This window comes from Chryseolinea sp. H1M3-3, from assembly GCF_029360725.1.
GTDB lineage: Bacteria > Bacteroidota > Bacteroidia > Cytophagales > Cyclobacteriaceae > Chryseolinea.
Genome location: NZ_JARKMY010000001.1, coordinates 588,686 through 612,389, shown reverse-complemented (window position 1 = coordinate 612,389; position 23,704 = coordinate 588,686). Strand labels below are relative to the sequence as shown.

The window sequence follows — 23,704 nt, the reverse complement described above, 5'->3', positions numbered from 1 at the left end:
GGAAGTGGAATAGGTGATTTGGTTGTTAAAGTAACTTAAGCCCGTATGGATGCCTGCTAATAAAATTGATAAAATACTCAAGCCCGTTGAACGATTCATGCACAATGAAAGTACGGCGGGAATTCTGTTGCTTTTTAGTGCACTTGCTGCGATACTTTTGGCGAATTCCCCATGGAGTGCTGCTTATCATCATCTATGGGAATATGAAATTGCTATTCGCGTCGCGCACTACGAAATAAGTAATTCGTTGCATCATTGGATCAATGACGGACTGATGGCCATGTTCTTTTTTGTTGTTGGTCTTGAACTTAAGCGAGAGATGATTGCAGGTGAACTATCGGATTTAAAAAAAGCTGCGCTTCCTCTCGTAGCGGCTTTAGGTGGAATGATATTTCCGGCATTGATTTATGTTTTATTTAATCCGACCGGCGCCGAAAACAACGGTTGGGGAATCCCTATGGCGACCGACATCGCTTTTGCCCTAGGAATTATCTCACTATTGGGCAAGCGTGTTCCATTGTCATTAAAGATATTTTTAACCGCTCTAGCCATTGCTGATGATCTTGGGGCTGTGTTGGTCATTGCCTTTTTTTATACTTCTCATATTTCTATGGTTAGCCTCGCGATCGGCGTTGGGTTTATCGCACTGCTTTTAACAGCGAATGCTATAGGTATTAGAAGTACTTTATTTTATGGCATTCTGGGAATCGGAGGGGTTTGGTTGGCCTTTCTCATGTCCGGTGTTCATGCTACCATTGCAGGCGTTATAGCAGCGCTAGCGATTCCTGCGCGAACCAAAATCGACGAGCAAAAATTTGTTCAATCGTTAGAAGTTAAACTTCGGGAATTTCATGCAATACCTCCAAATGATGTTACATTGTTGGAGCCCGACCAATACCAGGTCATCGAGAAAATTTACAGGCTTACAAAAGCAGCGGGCACACCGTTGCAGAGGTTGGAATCTCAGTTGCATCCGTGCGTTGCTTTTCTGATCATGCCATTATTTGCCTTAGCCAATGCGGGAGTTGAATTGAATACCGACATCTTCAGCAGCATTTTTAATAACACCGTTTCCCTAGGCGTGCTTCTTGGATTATTTGTTGGAAAATTTTTAGGGGTGGTAATTTTTACGTGGGCGATGATCAAATTCAAAATTGCGGTGTTGCCTAACGGAATGAATTGGAATCACTTGTTTGGAGTCGGATTTTTGGCGGGCGTAGGCTTTACGATGTCGCTATTTATTACAACCCTGGCGTTCGATGACAGCCAATTAATTACCGATGCTAAAATTGGAATATTTTTGGCGTCCATTATTAGTGGCAGCATGGGATATTTTGTTTTAAAAAAAGCTTCCGCTACTCCAAGACCTTTGGAACTCTGAAATAATCAGAATCCTTTTTGGGAGCATTTTTCAACGCGCGTTCATGACTCAAATGTTCCTTTACTTCATCCTCGCGAAGAACGTTGATTTCATGACTCATAGTTGTTAGCGGCTCGACATTTTCCGTATCTACTTCTTTTAGCTTTTCGACCCAATCAACAATGGCGCTCATATCCTTCATCATCTTTTCAGCGTCTTTCTCATCAAACTCCAGCCTTGACAGGTGAGCGATTTTATCTAATAAGGCACGATCAATTTTCATGTTCAAAAACTATTGGCGTTGCGCTCTCAATTTAAACGCGGAACACGCAACTTAACTTAGGGATATGTTATGTAATGATTTAAGATCTCGGTATTTAAATTCTTTTTCAACTCGCTGTCGATAATGGTAAAAACCCTCTCCTTCAATGCGTCCACGTCTTTTATTGTAAGCCGGGAGGTTTCAATCGGTTCATGGAAGATAACTTTAAGCGGATGCCACCGCAAGAGAAATTCATCCGGGGGCAAAATTATCCAATTAAATGGAATGGTGACAGGAACAATTGCGATTTGTTTCTCGATCGCGACACGAAAAGCACCATCTTTAAACTTTGACAACACCGGTTCTTTTTCTGTCACTATACCGCCCTCGGGGTAAATTACGAGGCTTTTACCCTGGTCGATAGCGTGAAAAGATTTTTCTAAAGACGCGTACCTACTCTTGAGTTTGGTCCGGTCTACCGTAATGTGAAGTTTGCCATACATGAAACCAAACAACGGAACCTTGGCCATCTCGCTCTTGCCCACAAAAATGGTATTGTGTGATGATAGCCCCAAGGCAGGTATATCGAGGTAGGAAAAATGATTCGGACAAAATATGTATTGCCTTTTGGGATCAAGTTTGGATCGGTATTCCGTTTGGAAAGGGATGAAGATAAAAGTGAACATTAACCGAGCCCACCACCGATTTATTATTCCGACAAGCTGAAATTGGCTGGGAAACAAAATCGGTATAACAAGAAATGGTAGTAACATGATAAATAACGTGGTAAATACGATAAGGCCATAGCCTGTATGTATTACGCGAAGAATTTTCATGTCTTAAAAATAACAAAGTTTGTTTCTCAACGTCTGCCGAGATCTTTTATTCTTTCAGTTAACCAACTGCATCACACACCGCTCTTCCCTCAAGATTTCTAACGCCAGGTCCACGTGTATATTCGACTTTGCATCATCCATCTCCTCTTTAATTTTGTTTTTGATTTCTTTCATGCGCATCGCTTCAATACAACGTCTCACTTCCTCCTTTGTTTCTAAAATTAATTCAGGAACGAGTGTAGGTTTATCATCATCTCCCTTCGCGACCATCGTGAAGTAGGAGGAATTTGTATGCTTGACCGTACCAAGTTTTACATTCATAGCCTCCACCCGAATACCAATGATTAATGAAGTGCGGCCAACATAGTTTACAGAAGCGTGGAGTGAAACAAGTTCACCTACTTCAACGGGTTGTAGAAATTCAACCTTGTCCACCGACACCGTAACGCAATAGGCAGATGCATGTTTAGCCGCGCATGCATATGCCACCTTGTCCATCAACGAAAGCAAAATGCCACCATGAATTTTCCCGCCGAAGTTTGCATAGGAAGGAATCATTAATTCTGTAATTGTGGTTTGTGAAAGTTTTACTGGTTTTGCTTTCATGTTTGTTCGTATATTAAAGTTGTTGGCGGTTAAAAAAATGACCTCTGTCGTTATACATTTTTGTCTTCCTTGTCAGGAATGACAAGTATTTTAGCCATTGGTAATGTTCAGTCATGCAATTACAATATTCAAACGTCAGCATTTACCATCGACAATGTCTTCACCAGCATTTTGAACCGCACAAACATAGCAATGGCTGTAAGTGTAAGTCCAATGAGCAACCCCAGCCAAATTCCTATAGCACCCAATCCAATGTTAAAAGCCAAGACATAACCTAACGGCAGACTAATAACCCAGTAACAAATAAAAATAAGCACCGAGGGAATTTTAACATCTTGTAAGCCACGAAGAGCAGAGGCACAAACCACCTGAGCCCCGTCTGAAAATTGAAAAAGGGCTGCAATGATGAGCAAGTTGGAAGCGATGGAGATTACTTCGGCGTCGTCAATATATAAATGCGGAAGCGTATGCCGACCAGCGATAAAAATAACTGCGCAGCATCCCATCAGGGCCATGGCCATTCCCAGTAATGAATAAGCTGCCAGTTTTAAGTTTCTGATATCCTTGTTTCCTAAAAAGTAACTTACACGGACTGTTGCTGCAGCAGCCAGGCCAGCCGTTGTCATATAGGTTACCGTTGCCATGTTTATAGTAATTTGATGCGCCGCCTGTGTTGTTGTTCCTAACCAGCCAATCATAACCAGCGAGAAGTCAAAAGCAGCTACTTCGAAGATAAATTGTGCTCCACTGGGTATTCCGATGTTTAACATCTTCTTAAAAAGGCTACGAGCGTAATTGCCAAAAGAAAATCCCGCTCGATATTTATGAAATGTTGGGGAGTAATAAATATATCCTGCGATCGCAAGTGCCATGAAAATGCGTGAAAGTAAAGTTGCCCAGCCAGCACCTCGTAATCCAAGCGCTGGCATACCGGCATGTCCATAGATTAAGGAATAATTTAGCGCAATGTTAACTACGTTTGCAAAAAGAATAATGATCATTGCAACCTTTGTATTTGAAAGTCCCTCGGCAAATTGTTTATACGTTTGAAATATCAGCATCGGGATTATGGAAACGGTTATGATGCCGAGGTAGGGAATGGCAAGATCAACTACATCTTCTGGTTGATCAATGTAGTATAAAATATTTCTGGCGGCATAAACGACACCTACCAGGCAAACGCCAGTGATAACGTTGATGATTAATCCATGTTTTAAAGTTTGTGCGACAGCCTCATCGTTGCCTTCACCGTGTGCTGTAGCAACAAGCGGCGTGATGGCGTACGAGACACCGATTCCAAAAAGCATCAGTACGTTAAACGCGACCAGCGCCAACCCTGCGGCTGCCAGTGAACTTGCACCAAGATGACCGACCATTACGTTGTCGCTTACTCCCATCGTGACATGGCCAAGGTTACTCAGCATCACGGGGTAAGCCAAATAAAAATTTTCTCTTAAATGTGTTTTAAGGGTCATGAAAAATGGCCCCTATAAGCCACGCATTCTCGCCAACATCAGCAAGCCAATCATGCTCATTGAATCGCGGATGTGGCCTCGCATCACCATATCGATAGCTTCTGTCAACGGAAGTTTTTTTACTTTCAAGTCTGCTTCGGTGTCTTCCAGTAGTGCCTCGCCGAATTCAAGGTCTTCCGCCAGGTAGATAACACATTCTTCATCTGATACTGAATTGGATGGATTGACGCGAAGTAGCGAGGTCCATTTTTTTGCAGAAATGCCTGTTTCTTCCTTTAGTTCGCGTTGTGCAGCCAGTAGGGGAAACTCGTCCAAAGGGCCGCCTCCCTCTGGAATCTCCCAATGAAATTCATTAAGGGTATAGCGGTATTGTCCTACAAGCCAGGTATTTCCTTCGTCGTCTACAGGAATGATGCCGATGCCTTTATTTTTAAAATGGATTTTACCGTAGATTCCTTTCCCACCTGCCGGGTTAATTACTTGATACTCCGTTAACTTGATCCACTGATTTTCGTATTTTACTTCACCTGAAAGCGTTTTCCACGGATTTTTCACTTCTTCTGACATGAATAAAATTTAGAGTTTGATGTTCCGGTTTAAAGTTATGAAACTTTGAAACTTTCAAACTTTAAAGAACCAAAACTTTAACTTGAAATTTTAAACTGTTAAACTTGAAGCTTATAAGGGTTGCGTATGCTGCTTTCTTGTTTTTCGAAGATGTACATCGAGGCGGGTTGTGATGAGGCTGGGAGGGGTTGTCTTGCTGGGCCGGTAGTAGCAGCCGCGGTAATTTTGCCCAAAAAATACAGGCATAAAATATTGAATGACTCCAAGCAGCTTACAAAATCAGAACGCGATGCACTGCGCATTGATATTGAACGTGATGCACTTGCCTGGGCTGTTGCAGAAGTAGACCATGAAGAGATTGACCGCATCAATATTTTGAATGCTTCCTTCAAGGCCATGCATCTGGCGGTGGATAAATTACAAATTCGTCCTGAGCTTTTGTTAATCGATGGAAATCGTTTCAAACCCTATTGTGATATCAAGCATGAATGTATCGTAAAAGGTGATGGGAAATATTTATCCATTGCTGCAGCGTCCGTGCTTGCTAAAACACACCGTGATGAACTGATGTTAAAATATGCGAATGATTTTCCCGGCTACTGTTGGGAAACGAATGTTGGATATGCAACGGAAGCTCACCGGGAAGCGATCAAGCAATTAGGCATCACAAGACTGCATCGCAAATCATTCACGTTGCTTCCTGAGCAACTCGAAATCGAATTTGACGCCAGCGAGATTTCACAATAGAACTCAAAACGATCAGTTCCTTGTTATTCTATCAAGTGCATCTTCTATTTCTGTATAACTCCCACACTTCGATCACCAACACTTCAACACTGTTAATATGTGTCTGATATTCCTTTCCATTAATAATCATCCAAACTACAAATTGATTTTTGCAGGTAACCGTGATGAATTCTACAACCGTAAAACTGCGAAGGCTCAACACTGGGAAGATTATGAATACATCGTCGGAGGAAGGGATCTAGAAGCAGGAGGTACTTGGCTTGCCATGACAAAAGAAGGAAAAATCGGCATGGTTACGAATTATCGGGATCCCAAAAACATTAACCCTGTGGCGCCCTCGCGTGGGCAACTCGTCACGGATTTTTTAATTGGTGATGAACCAGCAGATCGATATCTTCAAAAGGTCATTACAAATGGAAAGCGATATAACGGATATAATCTTATTGTAGGACGTGCGAACGAGTTATGGTATCACTCCAATTATAAAAAGGGGTTTGAGAAACTTTCGCAAGGATTCTACGGCTTGAGCAACCATCTGCTGGATACCCCCTGGCCCAAAGTTCTGCGTGGTAAAGAGAAAATGAAACCGGTCTTGTCGCAGGCAACCGTTGATCCCGAAAGGCTCTTTGAAGTTTTGTACGATGATCAGATTGCCGTTGATGAACTGTTACCGAGTACCGGGCTTTCGCTGGAACGCGAGCGAGCCCTTTCATCGATGTTTATTAAATCTGAAGGATATGGCTCCCGTTGTTCTACCGTAATAATGATTGATCAAAACGATCATGTGGTCTTTTCAGAACGTGTTTACGATCTTTCAAACTTCACTTACACCACGGAAACATTTAATTTTAGGCTTGGCTGAGCCGCTGATGCCTGTAACATATAATGGCCGGGAACGTCACATCTTCATGAGGAGCCACTTTTTTTGCCTTCATCTTGTAATGGAAACGTTAAATTGTAAACTAATTGTATGAATTGGGGGTACCGAACCTAAACACGCAGGAGGCTAACCACGTAAATACGACTTAAACAATCTGCCTACGAAAGACTTTGATCTTCAAACTTCAACACGCTTAAGGATGAAAATAATTGAAACAAGCCATATTTCGAAAATTTACAAGATGGGTAACAACATTGTAAATGCCCTGCAGGACGTTTCAATTTCAATTGAGAAAGGTGAATATGTTGCATTTATGGGACCGTCTGGATCAGGTAAATCCACCCTGATGAATATTGTGGGGTGTTTGGATTCGCCTACATCCGGAAGTTACAGTCTCAATAACCACCTGGTGAGTGAGATGACTGAAAATGAGCTTGCAGAGATTAGAAATAAAGAAATTGGTTTTGTGTTTCAGACTTTCAACCTGTTGCCCAGGGCGTCTGCGTTAGAAAACGTAGCATTACCTTTAATTTATGCAGGTTACAGCAAATCAGAACGAAATGAAATGGCCATGGCTGCATTGGAAAGTGTAAACCTGGCAGATCGTTATCACCACAAACCCAACGAACTCTCTGGGGGCCAGCGCCAACGTGTCGCCATTGCCCGGGCTCTTGTCAATAATCCGTCCATCATCCTGGCCGATGAGCCAACTGGTAACCTTGATACCAAAACCTCCTATGGGATCATGACGCTCTTTCAGGAACTTCACGACAAAGGTAACACCATCATTATGGTAACACACGAAGATGACATCGCACACTATGCACATCGAATTATCCGCCTCCGTGACGGATTGGTAGAATGGGACCGGAAAAACGAAAATGTAAATAGGGGAGTTCCGGCTTAATTCAACCTTTGGTGTTTTGTGATGGCGCTATAAAAACGCTACCCAACGGTTTGGTTTTGAAAGGCAGACAACAAACTGCTTGAAAAACAATTGTTAGAACTTAACTTCGACCGGAAAACACCAACGGCTACGCATACTAATGAAGATTTACACCAAAACCGGCGACTCAGGCACAACTTCACTTTTTGGCGGAAAACGGGTTACAAAAGCAGATGCGCGTATTGATGCGTATGGAACTGTTGATGAACTGAATTCTTTTATAGGACTGGTCCGCGACCAGGAAGTGAATAAAAATAGGACGCAAGTTTTAATACGCATACAAAATACGTTATTCGTTATTGGAGCGATTTTGGCGACTGAACCAGGAAATACAAAAGTCAAAATTCCCTCGTTACACGAAGATGATGTGCTTTTCCTGGAAAAAGAAATTGATTCAATGGATGCAGAATTACCTCCGCTACGGTTTTTCATTTTGCCAGGAGGCCATACGGCAGTTTCCTTTTGTCATGTAGCACGGACGGTGTGCCGCCGTGCCGAGCGTTTAACCACGGCGTTGTATGATCAGGAAAAATCTGATCCGTTAGTAATAAAATATCTGAATCGGTTATCTGATTACCTGTTTGTTTTAAGCCGAATGATGACAAAGGAATTAGGAGTTGAGGAAGTTGCCTGGAAAGCGTAAACTCTTAGCTAACAAATAAAATATCATTATCGGTGAGTGTGAATTGCAGCGAGGAGGATAGAATTTTAATTGTTGGTCCAAATGCACTTTGATTTTTTATGAGAACCATTCTTATAGCTATCATTCTTCTCCTGGGTGGTAATGCATTTGCAACATGGTCGATCATCATTGTCGACCCAGCCACAGGCGAGATTGGAATAGCTGGCGCATCCTGTACTAAAAATTGTTACGGCATCGGTGAAATTATTCCCGGCAAAGGAGCAATAATCGTTCAGGCCATGAGCAATAGCAAAGCAAGGTCGAAAGGTGTTCAAATGATTTTAACCAATCATTCGCCCGACGAAATCATTGCTGCATTGATGGATTCTTATTTTGATCCGGAAAGACAGCAGTATGCTGTTATTACCTTAAAGCATTTTAAAGCGCCCATAACTTACACCGGAGACTCCACCAGGGTTTACAAAGGTGCTCTCACAACGAATGGAATTTCTGTGCAAGGTAATACGCTTGCAAATGAAACAGTGCTGGAGAAGATTTTACACATTGCCCAAAAAGGTAAGGACGACAAACTTCAGATCGATGAGATTTTAATGCTTGCTTTAGAGGCCGGATCTCAGGCAGGTGGAGATGTTCGCTGTGGTGAACAAAGGGCAACGAGTGCTTTTATTACGGTAGCAAAAGCAACTGATAAAAAGCCGTATTTGAATTTAATGATATTTAATCAGGTCAAGGGTGGACCGAATGCAGTTTCTATGCTTCGCAAGAAGTACGATCGTTGGAAAAGCAAGCGCGCTTAAAACTTAGCCGTCATTTTTTAAGTGCATAATAATCATGCGGAAGATCAATAACGAGACCACTAACCTTGCTCACGGTAAAGCAAAGGAACCTTTAACTTCTAACTGAGGATCGTTAATCCATCCATCAAACCACAGTTTCAGGCCCTTCGCTTCCCAAGTACAGTACCATCAGTCATAAGGACACCCACTTTTAATATTATAAATGATGTTTACTGTAAAAGAACTTTCAATCCCCACTTTTAGAATAACATGTTATGATATTCCATTTTTCTTTATGCTATTTATCCCTTTGTTAAAATCTATTGATGAGCGTGATTTTAATAGTAGAAAGTCTTTTCATCTCTTGATAGCGAAGCGATCTGGTGGTCGATTCATGGTTACTGCGGCCCTTGCAGTGTACACTTCGGTTACACCCACAAAACCTGCAATGTGTATAGGTAACACAATGTTAATTAATTTTAATGTGTTATCCATACACATTAGATTATTAAATTACATCTGACAGGTGGGTTTGGTGAATCAATTCGAATATGCATAATTTAGGCCCTTATGGGGTCATACGAAAAAAAATTACGGGAGTTTTTGTTACAGGGCGATCGTAACTTTCTTCCTCATATTTCTATTGATTGCGTGATTTTTGGATTTCATGATAATCAGTTAAAAGTATTGCTGCTGAAATGGAAAGATCAGGGTAGTTGGTCCGTTCCTGGTGGATTCGTGAAACGCAAGGAATCGCTGGATGCGTCGGCCAAACGGGTGTTGAAAGAACGAACGGGCCTTAAGGACATCTTTCTCCGTCAATTTCAGGTCTTTGGTGACCCGCACCGTGAACGAGGGAAAAAATCATTTAAAATCATTGGCACGTCTAAGAGTTGGATCATGGACCGTTTCATAACGGTGGGATATTGGGCGTTGGTCGAATTCTCTAAAGTTACCCCTCGGCCCGATTGGTTGAGTGACGAATGCCAATGGTGGGATGTGCAACAAATCCCATCATTAATTTATGACCATAACTCTATTGTAACAAAAGCTTTAGAGGCGTTACGACTGAGTCTTAATGACCAGCCTGTAGGTTATAATTTATTACCACAGACATTTACGATGCCTGAATTGCAACGGTTATATGAAACCATTCTGGGCGTTTCTCTTGATCGCAGGAACTTTCAAAAGAAAATGCTTGCCTTGGATGTCCTTGAGCGTCTTCCGGAAAGAAAAACCGGCGGAGCGCATAAGGCACCTTTCCTATACAAGTTTGATAAAAAGAAATATGAACGGGCCATGCAGAAAGGGCTTTCTTTTGGGTTTCAGTAATTCGCTTTTCAATCAGCGTAGACACCTAATTATCTAAACCCGTGGTCACCAAGCTGAATAAAAAATGGCACCTCAACCATAAAATGCCTAAGAACCCGACGTTTGAGCAAAGGGTAAAGTGGCATTTGGAACATCAGAAAAATTGTTCCTGCATGCCCATACCCGCCAAGTTGATTGCAGAAATGAAAAAACAAGGCATCACGTTTTAAGGCTGGTGATCTTTAACGGGATTCCTGCCGTTTGGTTCTTTGGGAAGGTGAATGATAAAGCTTGAACCCGTGCCATACACAGATTTAACTTCGATGAATCCTCCAAGCTTAAGAATGATTTCCTTTACTATAAATAGGCCGAGACCCGATCCATGCGAACGGTCTGTAGCCCGGTAATACATTTCAAATATCCTGGATTGTCTTTCTTTTTCTATACCCATACCGTTGTCTGAAATAGTAATGGTGTTATAGGCACCGTTTTTATGCAGGTCGATATGTATATACGAATCGGGTTTCGTAAGATCCGCATATTTCACGCTGTTACTGATCAGATTGTGAAGCACAACTTTCATGCGTTGGCTATCGCTCTTAATGATTGATTCTTTTACCGCCACGTTATTTTTGAAGGAAATTCTCCGTGCTTCGGGCCAAAATGCAAGCTCGCGCAAAACTTCATCAACGAGCTCGTGAAAACTAAAATCTATAGCTTGTACATCGAGGTGATAATTTCTGGAAAACTCGACCATACTTTTTATAACACGGTCCAGTTTCTGAATACTGAACTCGATGTGGTTATAGTATTCCCAAAGCCGTTCCGGTTCTTTTTCCATCCGTGCAATTTGAACAAGCCCCAATACGGATTTTAACGGGGCGCTTAAATCATGCGAGGCGCTGTAAACAAACCGGTCAAGTTCAGTGACGGTTTTGTCCAACTGGATAATTGTTTCTTCTAGTTTTTTGGTGCGTTGTTCTACAATGGCTTCCAACTGTTCATTGACCTCTTTTAATTTTTGCTCTGCTTCTCTCAGATTTTCTCGCTGTAAAATGATTTGATCGTTTTGTGCAGTGAGTTCCTCATTCTGTGCCTGTATCTCATTATTTTTTTCAACGATCTGAATTTTTTGTTTGTGAAGAACTTCATTCTGTGAACGTATCTCTTCGATCTTTTCTGTCAGCTCATCATTTTTTAGTTTTAATTCATACGTTCGTTCCTTCACTTTCTTTTTTAACTTCTGCTTTTGCTTCAAGAGATAGTTGATGCGAATGCGTACCACTGCGATTGCGGTAAGCGTGAAAAGTAAAATAATTCCGACCTTAAAAAATGTTGTCTGCCACCATGCAGGATGGATATGAATGACTAGCTTTTTCTCTGCGGTCATCCATACTCCATCGCTGTTGGATGCCTTTACCTTTAAAGTATAAGAACCCGGATTAAGATTTGTAAAAGTGGCTTTACGTTCGGAACCAATTTGTTGCCAGGTATCATTAAACCCTTCGAGCATGTACGCATACTGATTGCGGTCAGAAAAGCTATACTCCAGGATAGCAAAGCCCACGCTAAATGAATTCTGATTATGGTTGAGGTCAATATTTTTGGCGAGGATTATATTTTCTTTCAACGGTGAGCCTGATTCATTTACATTGACTTCCACGTTATCCAGGAAAAAGTTCGTGAACACCACTTGTGGCAAGTGCGAACTAGTTTCAATTTTTCCGGGTTCAAAAGCATCCATACCATTGATACCCCCGAAAAGCAACGTGCCGCCTGCTGACCTGAATGAACTTTCCGGATTATACTGATTCCCTTGCAATCCATCTGTTCTGTTATAATTTTTACTGGTTTTTTTTATATAATCAAACTCGGACAATCCCTTGTTAGAGCTTAGCCACAATTTGCCTGTCCGTGAATCTTGTTCTATTGCATAGATAACGTTGTTTGCCAGACCCATTTTCTCATTGTACAGCTCGGTAGTTTTCTTTTCGGGATTGTAATGTATGAGTCCGGCACCATTAGTCCCCAGCCATAACGTACCGTCCTTCGCTTCCAAAATGGAGAGAATAGTGAGGTCTTGCGTAAGAACAGAATTTTTTATTGCTCGGAAAGTACGGGTTGCGGAATCGTATAGATGTAATCCTCTTACTTCAGGGGCAATCCATACACGACCTTTCGAATCGACAAATATTGATTTAATATTAAACCGCTCAGCGGAAGGTGTATTATTATAAAGGTTGGGATAATGGGTAAACTTGTTTTGCTTCTTGTCGAAGTAACTTAATCCTCCGCTAAAGGTTCCTATCCACAGGTTGTCCTGATTGTCGGCTTTGACCATCATCACTTGGTCGGCCAGTAGCCCCGACGATGAATTTCGGTCAACGCCATAGTGCTGTGACGTTCGCGTTGAAGTATTGAACTTAACTAATCCGGATCCCCACGTTCCAATCCATAAATTGCCTTCCTTATCTAATTCAAGGCATTTGATTTTTTCTATCCGTTGGCCATTTATCCGGATGTCAATTTTTTCAAACGCATCTTTTCGAATGTCGGCAACCCCACCTTTTAAAAAATTTAACCCACCACCATCGGTGGCAATCCAAAGACTCCCTTGCTCATCTTCTTCAAAGGAGGAAACATTGTTGCTGCTAATACTTCCAGGAGCCCAGACCTTGTAACGGACTGGATTAAACTTAAATGCATTTTTATCATAAATATTTACGCCGCCAAAATATGAACCGATCCACAATCGGTTCATTTTATCCCTGTAAAAGGCTTTGATCGAATTACTCAATAAACTTGATGGCTCAAATTCATTGTGTGTATAATTCACAAAATAACAATAATCGAAAGGGTCAAAACTATAATGCAAAAAGCTTAGCCCATTATCCGTGCATATCCAGAAATTTCCCTCGGCGTCTTCGTGAACATCTTCAATCTGGTTATGGTCTAGCTGATATTCTTTGAGACCTGCGGTATGATGTGCGAGGCGTTTTGTTAAATGGTCATAAACATATAATCCGTCGCCCCAAGTACTGATCCACAACCGGTTTTTAGAGTCAAGCGTAAGGCGTTGTGTTCTTTTGGTGATGGAATCCTTTAATATTTCATGGAACTCGTTAGTCTTAGGATTATATCGATGGACCCCGCCACCTATGATGGCAACTAACATAGATTTGTCATGATCCTCAATAATGTCGCTCACCCAACGTGGCCCGGGAGCATCTTGAACAATTTGAATCGGGAAATTTGTAAAAGCAATTTTTTCAGTAATGGTTTCCGGAATTTTAAAATGACTAAATCCCCCTTCTTTTAAACCAATGTACAATCGGCCATCGGAACTTTCAGTGATGGATCGAACGAGGTTGTTTAGTAATGAAGCAGGATCTCGAGAGTTATTCTTAAAGCGATAGAAATTGTTTTCTTTCCGGTTATACCAGCAGATACCGCCATCCATTGTACCTACCCATAGATTTTTTTTCGAGTCTTCGTATAAACAAAAAATAAAGTTGCTTGAAATACTGGTGGAGTCATTACGGTCATGTCTGTACTCAACTAACGAATATCCGTCGTACCGCTGCAGGCCGTCTTCCGTCCCGATCCAAAAAAATCCTTGATAATCCTGCAAGATGGTTCTAACATTGCCATTAGCCAGACCGTCATCTGTGGTGATGTGGTTGAATTTTATATCCTGGCAAAAAGACACGCCGGCCACCAGAAGAAAAAATCCCCATAAAATTAGCGCTCTTGGCATGAGTTTACTCATAGACTTATTCAGGGGTTAGTCTATAGTATAGTTCGTATAAAAAAGGGGCTCCAAACAAGCAGAGAAGGTACAAAAAAATATTAATAATTATGGCGCGAAAATTTTGGTTACACAATAGAACTAATCCAGCTTTTTTTGTCATCTGTCATAACAAACAAAAATGCTTTGTGTTTGTGTGTTTTTAAACGTTCAAATTAATCGTTAATTAATACCATTATTGCCGACTAAGTAAGCTTATTTTGCGCGGGTATTTGGATGATAACCTTAGACTTAGTGCCAACTGACAATTTTTTTAAATTTGATTCATTTTGTAAGAGGTGTGAAACAATATATAATCTTTCTTTTTCTAACCTGCTGGTTTTTTGCCGCAAATAAAGCGGAGGCACAAAAACAATTGGTACTCCTAAGGGGAGAGAAAGTAATTATGCGATTCAATCCTGGCGACGAATTTGTTATCCGTTTGAAAGGCGAGAAAAATAAAATAAAAAGTTATATCAATAATCTGTTTGATACAGCGGTGATGGTTCATCAAACAACCATACCTTATCGCAAAATAGACAGGGTGTATTTAAATCAGTCTGGTCTTGTAAATCTCATCGGGAAATTTCTTGTGGTGGCGGGCGTTGGATATTTTTTAATCGATCAGATCAACGTCGTGGTCGTGAACGGCGATAAAGCGACCCTTAATGATAACGTTACTACCACATCCGTTGCAATGGTTGCCGTTGGATTACCCATGATGTTGATCAAGAAAAAATATGAACGGATCAGCGGAAGAACCAGATTGATGCTTGTTGAAGAAGGCTCTCCATTTTACCTGGAAACGATCCGTCAAGAGTAAGAATGGCTATAGCAAATCATAGCGTTAAATATGTCCTGGTTTAAAATTGTGTTTTCCGTCTGCATCCCGTGCCGACCTGGTGAAATAGCACCAAACGACTAACCGTGGCCTTTCATAGGAAAAGAGTTTGTGTAAGGAAAGGTGAAGTTTTTAACCTGTGCATACCCAACGATTCCAATGAAAAAGAAAGCTAGGATCAAATATTTCTTCATTTGGAATATATTTGCAGCCTGAATGTAAAAACTATTAACATCCATGACAACAGAACAATTGAAAGATTTGAAGGCTCGCGTTAGCGCCTTGAGGGGGTATCTTTGACTACGATCGTAAGTGCCTTGAAGTAAAAGACGAAGAACTTATTACGCAGCAAGCCGACTTTTGGAATAAGCCAAAAGAAGCCGAAGCAATCCTTAAGAATATCCGCACAAAAAAAGTGTGGACAGACGCATTTGACCAGGTATCCAAACTGATGGATGACTTGGAGGTGCTCAATGAATTTCATGAAGCGGGCGATGTTGGTGAAGAAGAACTGCAACGTGAATACGAAAAAGCATCTAAGGCTGTGGAGGAGCTTGAGTTTAAAAAAATGTTGAGCAAAGAGGAAGATCAGCTTAGCGCCGTTGTCGAAATTAACCCTGGGGCTGGAGGAACCGAAAGTCAGGATTGGGCTGACATGCTTAATCGCATGTATATTATGTGGGGTGAAAAAAGCGGCTATAAAGTGACGCAGATCGACTATCAATCCGGAGACGTTGCCGGAATTAAATCCGCTACTTTAGAATTAGAAGGTCCGTTTGCATACGGGAAACTTAAGTCAGAAATTGGGGTGCATCGCCTGGTGCGTATTTCCCCCTTTGATTCGAACCAGCGGCGTCACACTTCTTTTGCATCCGTGTTTGTTTATCCAAAAGTGGATGATTCCATCGAGATCGAAATTAATCCCGCTGATATCGAAATTCAGACCTCACGCTCTGGCGGTGCCGGGGGTCAGAATGTAAATAAGGTAGAAACGAAAGTGCAGCTGACGCATAAACCTACTGGTATCGTTATCGTTTGTCAGGTGGAACGTTCACAACATGCAAATCGCGAACGTGCCATGCAAATGCTGAAATCAAAATTGTACCAGGTGGAAATTGAAAAACGAAATGTTGAACGGGATAAAGTGGAAGCCGGAAAAATGAAAATTGATTTTGGCTCGCAGATCCGTAACTATGTGTTGCACCCATACAAACTTGTAAAAGATGCGCGTACTGCAGTAGAGCGTCATGACGCGCAAAATGTTTTGGATGGTGACCTGGATGATTTTATCAAAGCATACTTATTGGGTGCACAGGAACAGCCGCAAGGCCTTAATTAGTTTGGAAGCATGAGGCACATGGTTGAGTTTTGTTCATCGCCACTCGCGCCTCGTATTTCATATTATTAACATCGATCATTGACCGGAAAAAAAATTTACAACACGCAATTCTGGCTACTGTGCATAAGCTCGTTGCTTTTCTTTGCAAGCTTTAACATGTTGATACCTGACCTGCCGGCTTACCTCGCGGATCTGGGCGGTGCAAAATATAAAGGGTTTATTATTTCATTGTTTACGCTCACGGCAATGTGCTCACGCCCGTTTAGCGGAAAGTTGGCCGACACGGTTGGGAGGGTGCCCGTAATGATGGTTGGTTCTCTTGTTTGTTTTGTTTGCAGCCTGCTCTATCCATTACTATCAACAGTTTCCGGCTTTTTGTTATTACGACTGGTACACGGATTTTCAACGGGCTTTAAGCCTACGGGCCAGGCCGCTTACTTATCAGACATTATTCCAGCAGACAGGCGAGGAGAAGCAATGGGGCTTTTAGGCACGGCAAGTTCAATTGGCATGGCGGGTGGGCCTGCCGTTGGTGGACTGCTGTCCAATCAATTTGGCATAGACGTTATGTTTTACTGCTCCTCGGCTTTTGCATTGATATCTGCCGTCATCCTTGCCGGTATTAAAGAAACCGTAAAAGAAAAACATGGCTTCAGTGTTAGCTTATTAAAAGTGAATCGATCGGACTTATTTGATTCTCGCGTAATTGCACCGTGCATTGTAATGTTGTTTCTAGGCTACTCTTATGGATCAGTGTTCACATTGCTTCCTGACTTCGGTGAACACGTTGGCATAAAAAACAAAGGGTTGTTATTTACCTACATGACAATCGCATCATTGGCTGTTCGATTGGTTGGTGGAAAAGCTTCTGATCGCTGGGGAAGAAAACCGGTGCTACAGATTTGCGCAATTATGGTATTGCTGTCAATGTTGGTCATTGCCTTCGCAGAAACCAGCCTTCAATTAATTTTAGGAATTGCATTTTATGGATTCGCGCAAGGTGCAACATCGCCGACATTATTAGCCTGGGCAACGGACCTGAGTGATCCGAAGTTTAAAGGAAGGGGCGTTGCTTCGTTATATATTTTCATGGAATTTGGAATTGGATTTGGTGCGTTTGCTTCAGGTCTTGTTTATGCAAATGATCCCTCAAGGTTTACACTTTCATTTGCAATCTGCAGTGTATTGGCCGGTGCCGCATTGACGTTTTTGCTGATGCAGAAAAATAAAGATAAAGTGATTTCGTGATGCAGCTTTTTTGGTCAACCGGCTCTCAGACTCATCATAGCTTGGTAGATCTAACACTTTGCCCTATATGAAAAAAATTGCTCTTGCCCTCTTCTTTGCCGTATCGATTGGAGAATTAATTTCTTCGATCATTGATTCCAGAGAGCTGCATATTGTTTGCAAACCGTTGCTTATGATTACTCTCGGTCTGTATTATTTCTTTAATGCCGGTCAGAAGTCTGCGGTGGTACTACTGGCTATTTTACTTTCTTTCGCTGGTGACACAACACTGATGTTCGAATCGGTAAATCCCGTATTTTTTATGGTTGGACTTGGCTCATTTTTGATAGCACACATTTTCTATATTATTGCTTATCGTCAGCATCAGGATCAGGCGGAAGAAAATGCGCTTAAAGGAATTCAGAAGATGCGACTTGCATTTCCTGTTGTGTTATGGGGTACGGGATTAGTTGTAGTATTATTTCCAACACTGGGTGATTTGAAAATACCGGTTATGATTTACGCCTTGGCCATGATGGTCATGGTATTGAATGCGGTGTTTCGCTTCGGACGCACTCAGCAAGCAAGTTTCTGGCTGGTGTTTGGCGGGTCGGCGCTGTTCATGCTTTCTGACTCTTTACTTGCGATCAATAAATTTTTTAAACCTGTTAACGGCGCACATATTTGGGTCATGGTCACATACATTCTCGCGCAGTTTTTCATTATTGAAGGGTTGTGCATCCATAGCAGAAACGTCAACAGTAACACATGATAAATAATTTAAAAGCTTTTTTATTTGACTTGAACGGCACGATGATCGATGACATGGAGTATCATCTGGATGTGTGGTTTGACGTAATTACAAACGATCTTGGGGGGACGCTAACAAAAGCTGAAGTTAGAGCCCAGATGTATGGAAAGAATGATGAAGTACTAACCCGTATTTTTGGTGAAGCCAGATTTAAGGAATTCGATTTTGAGGCAATCTCCAAGGCGAAGGAAGAAAGATACCAGCAAATTTACCGGCCGCATCTCGATCTGATCCACGGTTTGTTTGATTTTCTTGAGACGGCAAAAGAAAAGAAAATCAAAATGGCCATAGGTTCTGCTGCACCACCAATCAATATTGATTTCGTTTTAGACAATTTAAATCTTCGCGACTACTTTCCGGTAGTTGTGAGTGGGGGAGATGTTACAGAAAGCAAACCACACCCTGAAGTTTTTCTAAAGGCCGCGCACCTTCTTGGCGTGGCTCCTGAATATTGTATTGTATTTGAAGACGCACCAAAAGGCGTCGAGGCAGCGGCTAACGCCGGCATGAAGTGCGTTGTAGTAACCACCATGCATACCATCGAAGAGTTTCAGTCGTACAGCAACGTCCTGATGTTCATCAATGATTATACCGACCATCGCTTATTAACCCTAGGAACTTGAAGTATTTGAATCCTTTATGGTATGTCTTTTATTTTTGTGTGTTAGTTTTAGAAGCAGCTCGCCCTTTTTAAATTATAATTGTTATATATACACTTATAAAAAATAAGATTATATTGGCGTCCCATTCAAACGATTGAATCCATTATGAAGGAAAAACAATTTGTTATCGGTGTGGATTATGGAACGGATTCCGTGCGGTCCGTTTTGGTTGATGCATCCAGCGGAAGCGAGATCGCCTCATCTGTGTTTTATTATCCCCGCTGGCGGGATGGCTTGTATTGTGATCCATCCAAAAACCAGTTTCGTCAACATCCCCAGGATTACATCGATGGACTCATATCGACTATTAAAGAATGCGTTCGTGAAGCGGGACCACCTGCCGGAATGCATGTTAAGGCGATTTCCGTGGATACCACTGGATCAACCCCCATTGCAGTAGACAAGGGAGGAACTCCACTATCGCTGCTTCCATCTTTTGAGAAGAACCCGAATGCCATGTTTGTCTTGTGGAAGGATCATACCGCTACGGGCGAAGCAGCTTTGATCAATGAACATGCCGGTAAACTTGACATTAATTATTTACAGTTTGTTGGAGGAATTTATTCTTCCGAATGGTTTTGGGCAAAGCTCCTCCACGTTCTGCGCAACGATGAGGCTGTACGAAGGGCGTGCTATTCCTGGGTTGAGCATTGCGATTGGATACCCTTCCTACTTACAGGGGGCAAGGATGCAAGTCAAATTAAACGTGGTGTGTGTTCAGCAGGACATAAAGCGTTATGGGCTGCAGAATTTGGCGGGCTACCTCCGGATGACTTTTTTGCATCACTTGATCCGCTATTAAAAGGATTTACCGCGCGTCTGTTTAAAGAAACATATACCTCTGATAAGCCGGCAGGTCGTTTAAGTAAAGAATGGGCCGAGCGCCTCGGTCTTTCCTCCGATGTGGTGGTTGGTGTAGGTGCTTTTGATTGCCATATGGGGGCGGTCGGAGGACAAATCGAGCCTTACCATTTGAGCAAAGTAATGGGTACATCAACCTGCGATATGATGGTGATTCCAAAAGCCGATATGAAAGATATTTTGGTGAAGGGAATCTGTGGGCAAGTGGATGGTTCAATTATACCCGGGATGATTGGATTGGAGGCAGGCCAATCTGCGTTTGGCGACACGTATGCCTGGTTTAAAAATATGTTAGCATGGCCGCTGAAAAATTTGCTGGGCACGTCAACCTTCATCAACGCCGATGTGGCTGGTAAATTAAGAGAAGAGATGCTTGATAAAATAATTCCCGAACTTACCCGGCAAGCCCTAGCTATTCCGTTGGATTCTGACAATGAGCTCGCAGTAGATTGGCTTAACGGTCGCCGCACTCCTGATGCAAATCAGTTATTGAATGGCGCCATCACAGGACTGAATCTTGGGAGTGATGCTCCGCATCTTTTCAAAGCATGGGTTGAATCCACGTGTTTTGGCGCAAAAGCCATTGTGGATCGGTTTAATAGCGAAGGAGTACCCGTAAAAGGGTTGATTGGACTAGGAGGCGTTGCGCGTAAGTCGCCCTACATTATGCAAGTAATGGCTGATGTTATCAACATGCCTATTCGTATTCATAAATCGGAACAAACTTGTGCTTTAGGCGCGGCTATGTTCGGCGCTACGGCGGCAGGTTTGTATCCCAAGGTTGAAGATGCTATGGCAGCCATGGGACAAGGATTTGATCAGGAATTTAAACCTGATCACCAGGCAGTGGAAGTTTACAAGACGCGATACAAAAAGTATCTCAATGTTGGTCATGCCCTTGAACATCTCACCATGCAAAAAAATATTCTGTGATAAGAACTAATTGACCGACATGCCCAACTACGAAGAAATACAACAGGCAGCTTATCAATCGAACATGCAGCTACCCAAATTGGGCCTGGTACTTTTTACGTTTGGTAATGTAAGCGCCGTTGATCGGTCAGCCGGAGTCTTTGCTATCAAACCTAGTGGCGTTCCTTACGACGAGCTTTCACCCGATAAAATGGTAATCGTTGACTTCGATGGAAAGACCGTCGCCGGTAAACTGCGCCCGTCTTCTGACACAAAAACACATGCCCTTTTGTATAAACATTGGACAAAGATCGGGGGTATTGTGCATACCCATTCAACTTTTGCAACGGCATGGGCACAGGCGCAACGCGACATACCAATTTTTGGAACCACACATGCCGATCACAATACAGTTGATATACCATGTGCTCCGCCGATGAGCGATGAAATGATCAAAGGGAATTACGAGCATGAAACCGGGTTTCAAATCATCAACTGTCTAAAAGATAGAAATCTGAATTACGAAGAAATAGAAATGGTCCTTGTGGGAAATCATGCACCTTTTACCTGGGGAAAGACACCTGAGAAGGCGGTCTACAATAGCGCAGTATTAGAATCCATAGCACAAATGGCTTTGCTTACCGAGCAAATTAACCCGAAAGCCCCTCGCTTGAAAGATGCATTGATTAAGAAACATTTTGAACGTAAACACGGACCGGATTCTTACTATGGACAATAGGTAATCAGGCACGTAGCACATCAAACATCATCACTTCACACTTCAACACTTAGAACTTCAACACTTCAACACTTTTAAGCTGTGAAAAAAACAATCTTTCTTCTGCTGCTTTCTTCCGTGGCTGCATTCGCTCAAAATGCTGACTATCCGATTCAGGTTGTTCCTTTTACAAAAGTTAAGTTAAATGATAACTTTTGGTTACCACGGATTAAAACAAATCATACGGTTACAATTCCTGCGTCATTTCAACGCTGCGAAGAAACCGGACGTGTGAAAAATTTCGAAATGGCGGCAGCTAAGAGTGGGAAGTTCTGCACTGTTTTTCCATTTGATGATACGGATATTTATAAAACGATTGAGGGTGCTTCATTTTCATTGAGTCTTTATCCCGACAAGGCGCTGGACGATTATATTGATTCGTTGATTGTTAAAATCAAAAATGCGCAGGAACCAGATGGATATTTGTACACGGCGAGAACCATTAATCCCTCGGAGCCACATCTATGGGCAGGAAAAGAAAGATGGGAGAAAGAACGGGAACTTAGCCATGAATTATACAATTCAGGTCACTTGTATGAAGCAGCCGCAGCCCACTATCAGGCTACTGGAAAAAGAAACTTGTTGGACATTGCCCTCAAGAATGCTGATCTCGTTTGCAGCGTTTTTGGACATGATAAGAAGCATGTTGCACCAGGTCATCAGGTTATTGAAATGGGCCTTGTTAAGCTTTATCGAATCACCAACAAAAAAGAATACCTCGAAACCGCTAAATATTTCATTGAAGAACGGGGACATTTTAAAGGTTATGATCCAAACAGTAAAGATCCTTGGAAGAGTGGTTCCTATTGGCAGGATCATAAGCCTGTAGTTGAGCAGTTCGAGGCGGTAGGCCATGCTGTTCGCGCTGGTTATTTATATGCCGCCATGGCAGACGTCGCTGCACTCACAGGTGATACACAATTTATAACAGCCATAGATTCTATTTGGAATAACGTTGTTACCAAAAAGATTTATGTACAGGGTGGCGTAGGGGCCATTGGTGATGGGGAGCGATTTGGTGATAACTACGAATTGCCCAACCGGACCGCATATAATGAAACGTGTGCAGCCATAGCGAATGTATATTGGAATCACCGGATGTTTTTACTACACGGAGATTCAAAGTATATCGACATTCTTGAAAAGTCACTCTACAATGGCTTGATATCCGGCGTAGGAATGGACGGCAATTCTTTTTTTTACACCAACGCGATGGAAATAAAAAATGGAATGCCGCATCGCCATATGGAAGCTAGCCGGTCAGGATGGTTTCCTTGTTCTTGTTGTCCCACAAATGTTTCAAGGCTTATACCTTCCATACCAGGCTATATGTATGCGCAAAAAGATAATAACGTATTTATAAATCTTTTTGCAAACAGCACAACAACATTAGCATTAAACAAAAAGTCAGTGGAGATCGTCCAGCGGAATAACTACCCTTGGGAGGGTAAGTTGGTTTTCGAAGTGACACCCAAATCTCCAACCGACTTTAATGTGTTGATCCGTATCCCCGGATGGGCAGAAAATAAAGCAATGCCTTCCTCATTGTACGTTTTTGAAAGTGCATCACCCAACAAGGTATCCATCAGCATCAATAAAAAGCCGGTTACTTTTAAAGTCGAAAACGGTTATGCCTTGCTCAATAAGACATGGAAGAAAGGCGATGTGATAGAAGTAAACTTGCCGATGGAAGTACGGAGAGTCGTTGCCAATCCACAAGTGAAAGATGATATCGGAAAAGTGGCTTTGCAGCGAGGTCCGCTTGTCTATTGCGCCGAGTGGGTGGATAACAATGGCTCGGCAAGCAATTTCATCCTTCCTGTAGGCACAGTGTTTTCAAGTGAATTCAGAAAAGATCTTTTGAACGGCGTGACCATTCTAAAAAGCGAAGCTACTGCTGTTGTGATCGATGCATCGGGGCAGAGCGTCTCAACTGTCGAAAAACCAATTACCTTAATTCCCTACTACGCATGGGCACACCGTGGAAAAGGTGAGATGACGATATGGTTCCCGGAGAAAATTACCAATTTGGATCTTATATCAAGATAGAGCTATAAACAGATAAATACTAAATACT

At 42.1% G+C, this 23,704-nt stretch carries 21 protein-coding genes; 15 read left to right on the top strand and 6 right to left on the bottom strand.

The genetic code is table 11. The features are described 5' to 3' along the window. Positions 1-49: 49 nt before the first annotated feature. Positions 50-1,381 carry a Na+/H+ antiporter NhaA gene (gene nhaA / locus P2W71_RS02475; protein WP_276366576.1) on the top strand — a complete coding sequence of 444 codons (1,332 nt, stop codon included), beginning with the start codon at positions 50-52 and terminating at the stop codon, positions 1,379-1,381. On the opposite strand, the gene gatC is transcribed toward nhaA, so the two are convergent. The 5 genes from gatC to P2W71_RS02450 form a co-directional block, all read right to left on the bottom strand. Beyond that, positions 1,356-1,643, bottom strand: coding sequence for an Asp-tRNA(Asn)/Glu-tRNA(Gln) amidotransferase subunit GatC (gatC, locus tag P2W71_RS02470; RefSeq protein WP_276366574.1), 288 nt, complete (start codon positions 1,641-1,643; stop codon positions 1,356-1,358). The genes nhaA and gatC overlap by 26 nt on opposite strands. A gap of 56 nt (positions 1,644-1,699) precedes the next feature. After that, positions 1,700-2,458: a lysophospholipid acyltransferase family protein gene (locus tag P2W71_RS02465; RefSeq protein WP_276366572.1), complete on the bottom strand. Its 759-nt coding sequence runs from the start codon at positions 2,456-2,458 to the stop codon at positions 1,700-1,702. A 54-nt stretch (positions 2,459-2,512) separates the two neighbouring features. Beyond that, complete coding sequence (locus P2W71_RS02460) at positions 2,513-3,064, bottom strand: acyl-CoA thioesterase (RefSeq protein ID WP_276366570.1); 552 nt, start codon at positions 3,062-3,064, stop codon at positions 2,513-2,515. Between the two features lie 128 nt (positions 3,065-3,192). Continuing rightward, on the bottom strand, positions 3,193-4,539 hold the full coding sequence (locus P2W71_RS02455) for an MATE family efflux transporter (RefSeq protein ID WP_276366567.1): 1,347 nt from the start codon (positions 4,537-4,539) through the stop codon (positions 3,193-3,195). A 12-nt stretch (positions 4,540-4,551) separates the two neighbouring features. After that, positions 4,552-5,106 (bottom strand): NUDIX hydrolase, encoded by a 555-nt coding sequence (locus P2W71_RS02450; protein ID WP_276366565.1) that lies wholly within the window; start codon positions 5,104-5,106, stop codon positions 4,552-4,554. Positions 5,107-5,232: 126 nt separating this feature from the next. Here P2W71_RS02450 and P2W71_RS02445 point away from each other — a divergent pair, with 126 nt between their 5' ends. The 6 genes from P2W71_RS02445 (at position 5,233) to P2W71_RS02420 (ending at position 10,430) form a co-directional block, all read left to right on the top strand. Continuing rightward, on the top strand, positions 5,233-5,853 hold the full coding sequence (locus P2W71_RS02445; RefSeq protein ID WP_276366562.1) for a ribonuclease HII: 621 nt from the start codon (positions 5,233-5,235) through the stop codon (positions 5,851-5,853). Between the two features lie 97 nt (positions 5,854-5,950). Next, a complete protein-coding gene (locus P2W71_RS02440; protein ID WP_276366559.1) occupies positions 5,951-6,715 on the top strand; it encodes an NRDE family protein in 765 nt (254 codons plus the stop codon). A gap of 217 nt (positions 6,716-6,932) precedes the next feature. Beyond that, entirely contained in the window at positions 6,933-7,640 is a 708-nt protein-coding gene (locus P2W71_RS02435) for an ABC transporter ATP-binding protein (RefSeq protein ID WP_276366556.1), read from the top strand. Between the two features lie 139 nt (positions 7,641-7,779). Next, complete coding sequence (locus P2W71_RS02430) at positions 7,780-8,322, top strand: cob(I)yrinic acid a,c-diamide adenosyltransferase (protein ID WP_276366553.1); 543 nt, start codon at positions 7,780-7,782, stop codon at positions 8,320-8,322. A gap of 98 nt (positions 8,323-8,420) precedes the next feature. Continuing rightward, a complete protein-coding gene (locus tag P2W71_RS02425; protein WP_276366551.1) occupies positions 8,421-9,119 on the top strand; it encodes a DUF1028 domain-containing protein in 699 nt (232 codons plus the stop codon). Positions 9,120-9,668: 549 nt separating this feature from the next. Beyond that, complete coding sequence (locus tag P2W71_RS02420) at positions 9,669-10,430, top strand: NUDIX domain-containing protein (protein WP_276366548.1); 762 nt, start codon at positions 9,669-9,671, stop codon at positions 10,428-10,430. Positions 10,431-10,635: 205 nt separating this feature from the next. Here the strand turns inward: P2W71_RS02420 and P2W71_RS02415 are convergent, their stop codons facing one another. Beyond that, complete coding sequence (locus P2W71_RS02415) at positions 10,636-14,178, bottom strand: two-component regulator propeller domain-containing protein (protein ID WP_276366545.1); 3,543 nt, start codon at positions 14,176-14,178, stop codon at positions 10,636-10,638. A 319-nt stretch (positions 14,179-14,497) separates the two neighbouring features. Here P2W71_RS02415 and P2W71_RS02410 point away from each other — a divergent pair, with 319 nt between their 5' ends. The 8 genes from P2W71_RS02410 (at position 14,498) to P2W71_RS02375 (ending at position 23,676) form a co-directional block, all read left to right on the top strand. Then, on the top strand, positions 14,498-15,019 hold the full coding sequence (locus P2W71_RS02410) for a hypothetical protein (protein WP_276366542.1): 522 nt from the start codon (positions 14,498-14,500) through the stop codon (positions 15,017-15,019). 255 nt (positions 15,020-15,274) lie between these two features. Next, positions 15,275-16,376 (top strand): peptide chain release factor 2 gene (gene prfB / locus P2W71_RS02405; RefSeq protein WP_276366539.1). Its coding sequence is split into 2 segments (ribosomal slippage): positions 15,275-15,334 and positions 15,336-16,376, totalling 1,101 coding nucleotides; the frame shifts between segments, so codons are not numbered across the junction. 78 nt (positions 16,377-16,454) lie between these two features. Beyond that, on the top strand, positions 16,455-17,624 hold the full coding sequence (locus P2W71_RS02400) for an MFS transporter (protein WP_276366536.1): 1,170 nt from the start codon (positions 16,455-16,457) through the stop codon (positions 17,622-17,624). Between the two features lie 67 nt (positions 17,625-17,691). Further along, on the top strand, positions 17,692-18,375 hold the full coding sequence (locus P2W71_RS02395) for a lysoplasmalogenase (protein ID WP_276366534.1): 684 nt from the start codon (positions 17,692-17,694) through the stop codon (positions 18,373-18,375). After that, positions 18,372-19,037, top strand: a complete 666-nt coding sequence (locus P2W71_RS02390) for an HAD family phosphatase (protein ID WP_276366533.1) — start codon at positions 18,372-18,374, stop codon at positions 19,035-19,037. The genes P2W71_RS02395 and P2W71_RS02390 overlap by 4 nt, the downstream gene beginning before the upstream one ends. Before the next feature lie 144 nt (positions 19,038-19,181). After that, positions 19,182-20,870: a ribulokinase gene (locus P2W71_RS02385; RefSeq protein ID WP_276366531.1), complete on the top strand. Its 1,689-nt coding sequence runs from the start codon at positions 19,182-19,184 to the stop codon at positions 20,868-20,870. 19 nt (positions 20,871-20,889) lie between these two features. Continuing rightward, on the top strand, positions 20,890-21,588 hold the full coding sequence (locus P2W71_RS02380; protein ID WP_276366529.1) for an L-ribulose-5-phosphate 4-epimerase: 699 nt from the start codon (positions 20,890-20,892) through the stop codon (positions 21,586-21,588). 81 nt (positions 21,589-21,669) lie between these two features. Then, on the top strand, positions 21,670-23,676 hold the full coding sequence (locus P2W71_RS02375; protein WP_276366526.1) for a glycoside hydrolase family 127 protein: 2,007 nt from the start codon (positions 21,670-21,672) through the stop codon (positions 23,674-23,676). The last annotated feature ends 28 nt before the right edge of the window (positions 23,677-23,704 follow it).

Excerpts from the sequence above, each read along its gene's own strand:
- nhaA (WP_276366576.1), top strand. The coding sequence starts at position 50 with ATGCCTGCTAATAAAATTGATAAAATACTCAAGCCCGTTGAACGATTC.
- gatC (WP_276366574.1), bottom strand. The coding sequence starts at position 1,643 with ATGAAAATTGATCGTGCCTTATTAGATAAAATCGCTCACCTGTCAAGG.
- P2W71_RS02465 (WP_276366572.1), bottom strand. The coding sequence starts at position 2,458 with ATGAAAATTCTTCGCGTAATACATACAGGCTATGGCCTTATCGTATTT.
- P2W71_RS02460 (WP_276366570.1), bottom strand. The coding sequence starts at position 3,064 with ATGAAAGCAAAACCAGTAAAACTTTCACAAACCACAATTACAGAATTA.
- P2W71_RS02455 (WP_276366567.1), bottom strand. The coding sequence starts at position 4,539 with ATGACCCTTAAAACACATTTAAGAGAAAATTTTTATTTGGCTTACCCC.
- P2W71_RS02450 (WP_276366565.1), bottom strand. The coding sequence starts at position 5,106 with ATGTCAGAAGAAGTGAAAAATCCGTGGAAAACGCTTTCAGGTGAAGTA.
- P2W71_RS02445 (WP_276366562.1), top strand. The coding sequence starts at position 5,233 with ATGCTGCTTTCTTGTTTTTCGAAGATGTACATCGAGGCGGGTTGTGAT.
- P2W71_RS02440 (WP_276366559.1), top strand. The coding sequence starts at position 5,951 with ATGTGTCTGATATTCCTTTCCATTAATAATCATCCAAACTACAAATTG.
- P2W71_RS02435 (WP_276366556.1), top strand. The coding sequence starts at position 6,933 with ATGAAAATAATTGAAACAAGCCATATTTCGAAAATTTACAAGATGGGT.
- P2W71_RS02430 (WP_276366553.1), top strand. The coding sequence starts at position 7,780 with ATGAAGATTTACACCAAAACCGGCGACTCAGGCACAACTTCACTTTTT.
- P2W71_RS02425 (WP_276366551.1), top strand. The coding sequence starts at position 8,421 with ATGAGAACCATTCTTATAGCTATCATTCTTCTCCTGGGTGGTAATGCA.
- P2W71_RS02420 (WP_276366548.1), top strand. The coding sequence starts at position 9,669 with ATGGGGTCATACGAAAAAAAATTACGGGAGTTTTTGTTACAGGGCGAT.
- P2W71_RS02415 (WP_276366545.1), bottom strand. The coding sequence starts at position 14,178 with ATGAGTAAACTCATGCCAAGAGCGCTAATTTTATGGGGATTTTTTCTT.
- P2W71_RS02395 (WP_276366534.1), top strand. The coding sequence starts at position 17,692 with ATGAAAAAAATTGCTCTTGCCCTCTTCTTTGCCGTATCGATTGGAGAA.
- P2W71_RS02390 (WP_276366533.1), top strand. The coding sequence starts at position 18,372 with ATGATAAATAATTTAAAAGCTTTTTTATTTGACTTGAACGGCACGATG.
- P2W71_RS02385 (WP_276366531.1), top strand. The coding sequence starts at position 19,182 with ATGAAGGAAAAACAATTTGTTATCGGTGTGGATTATGGAACGGATTCC.
- P2W71_RS02380 (WP_276366529.1), top strand. The coding sequence starts at position 20,890 with ATGCCCAACTACGAAGAAATACAACAGGCAGCTTATCAATCGAACATG.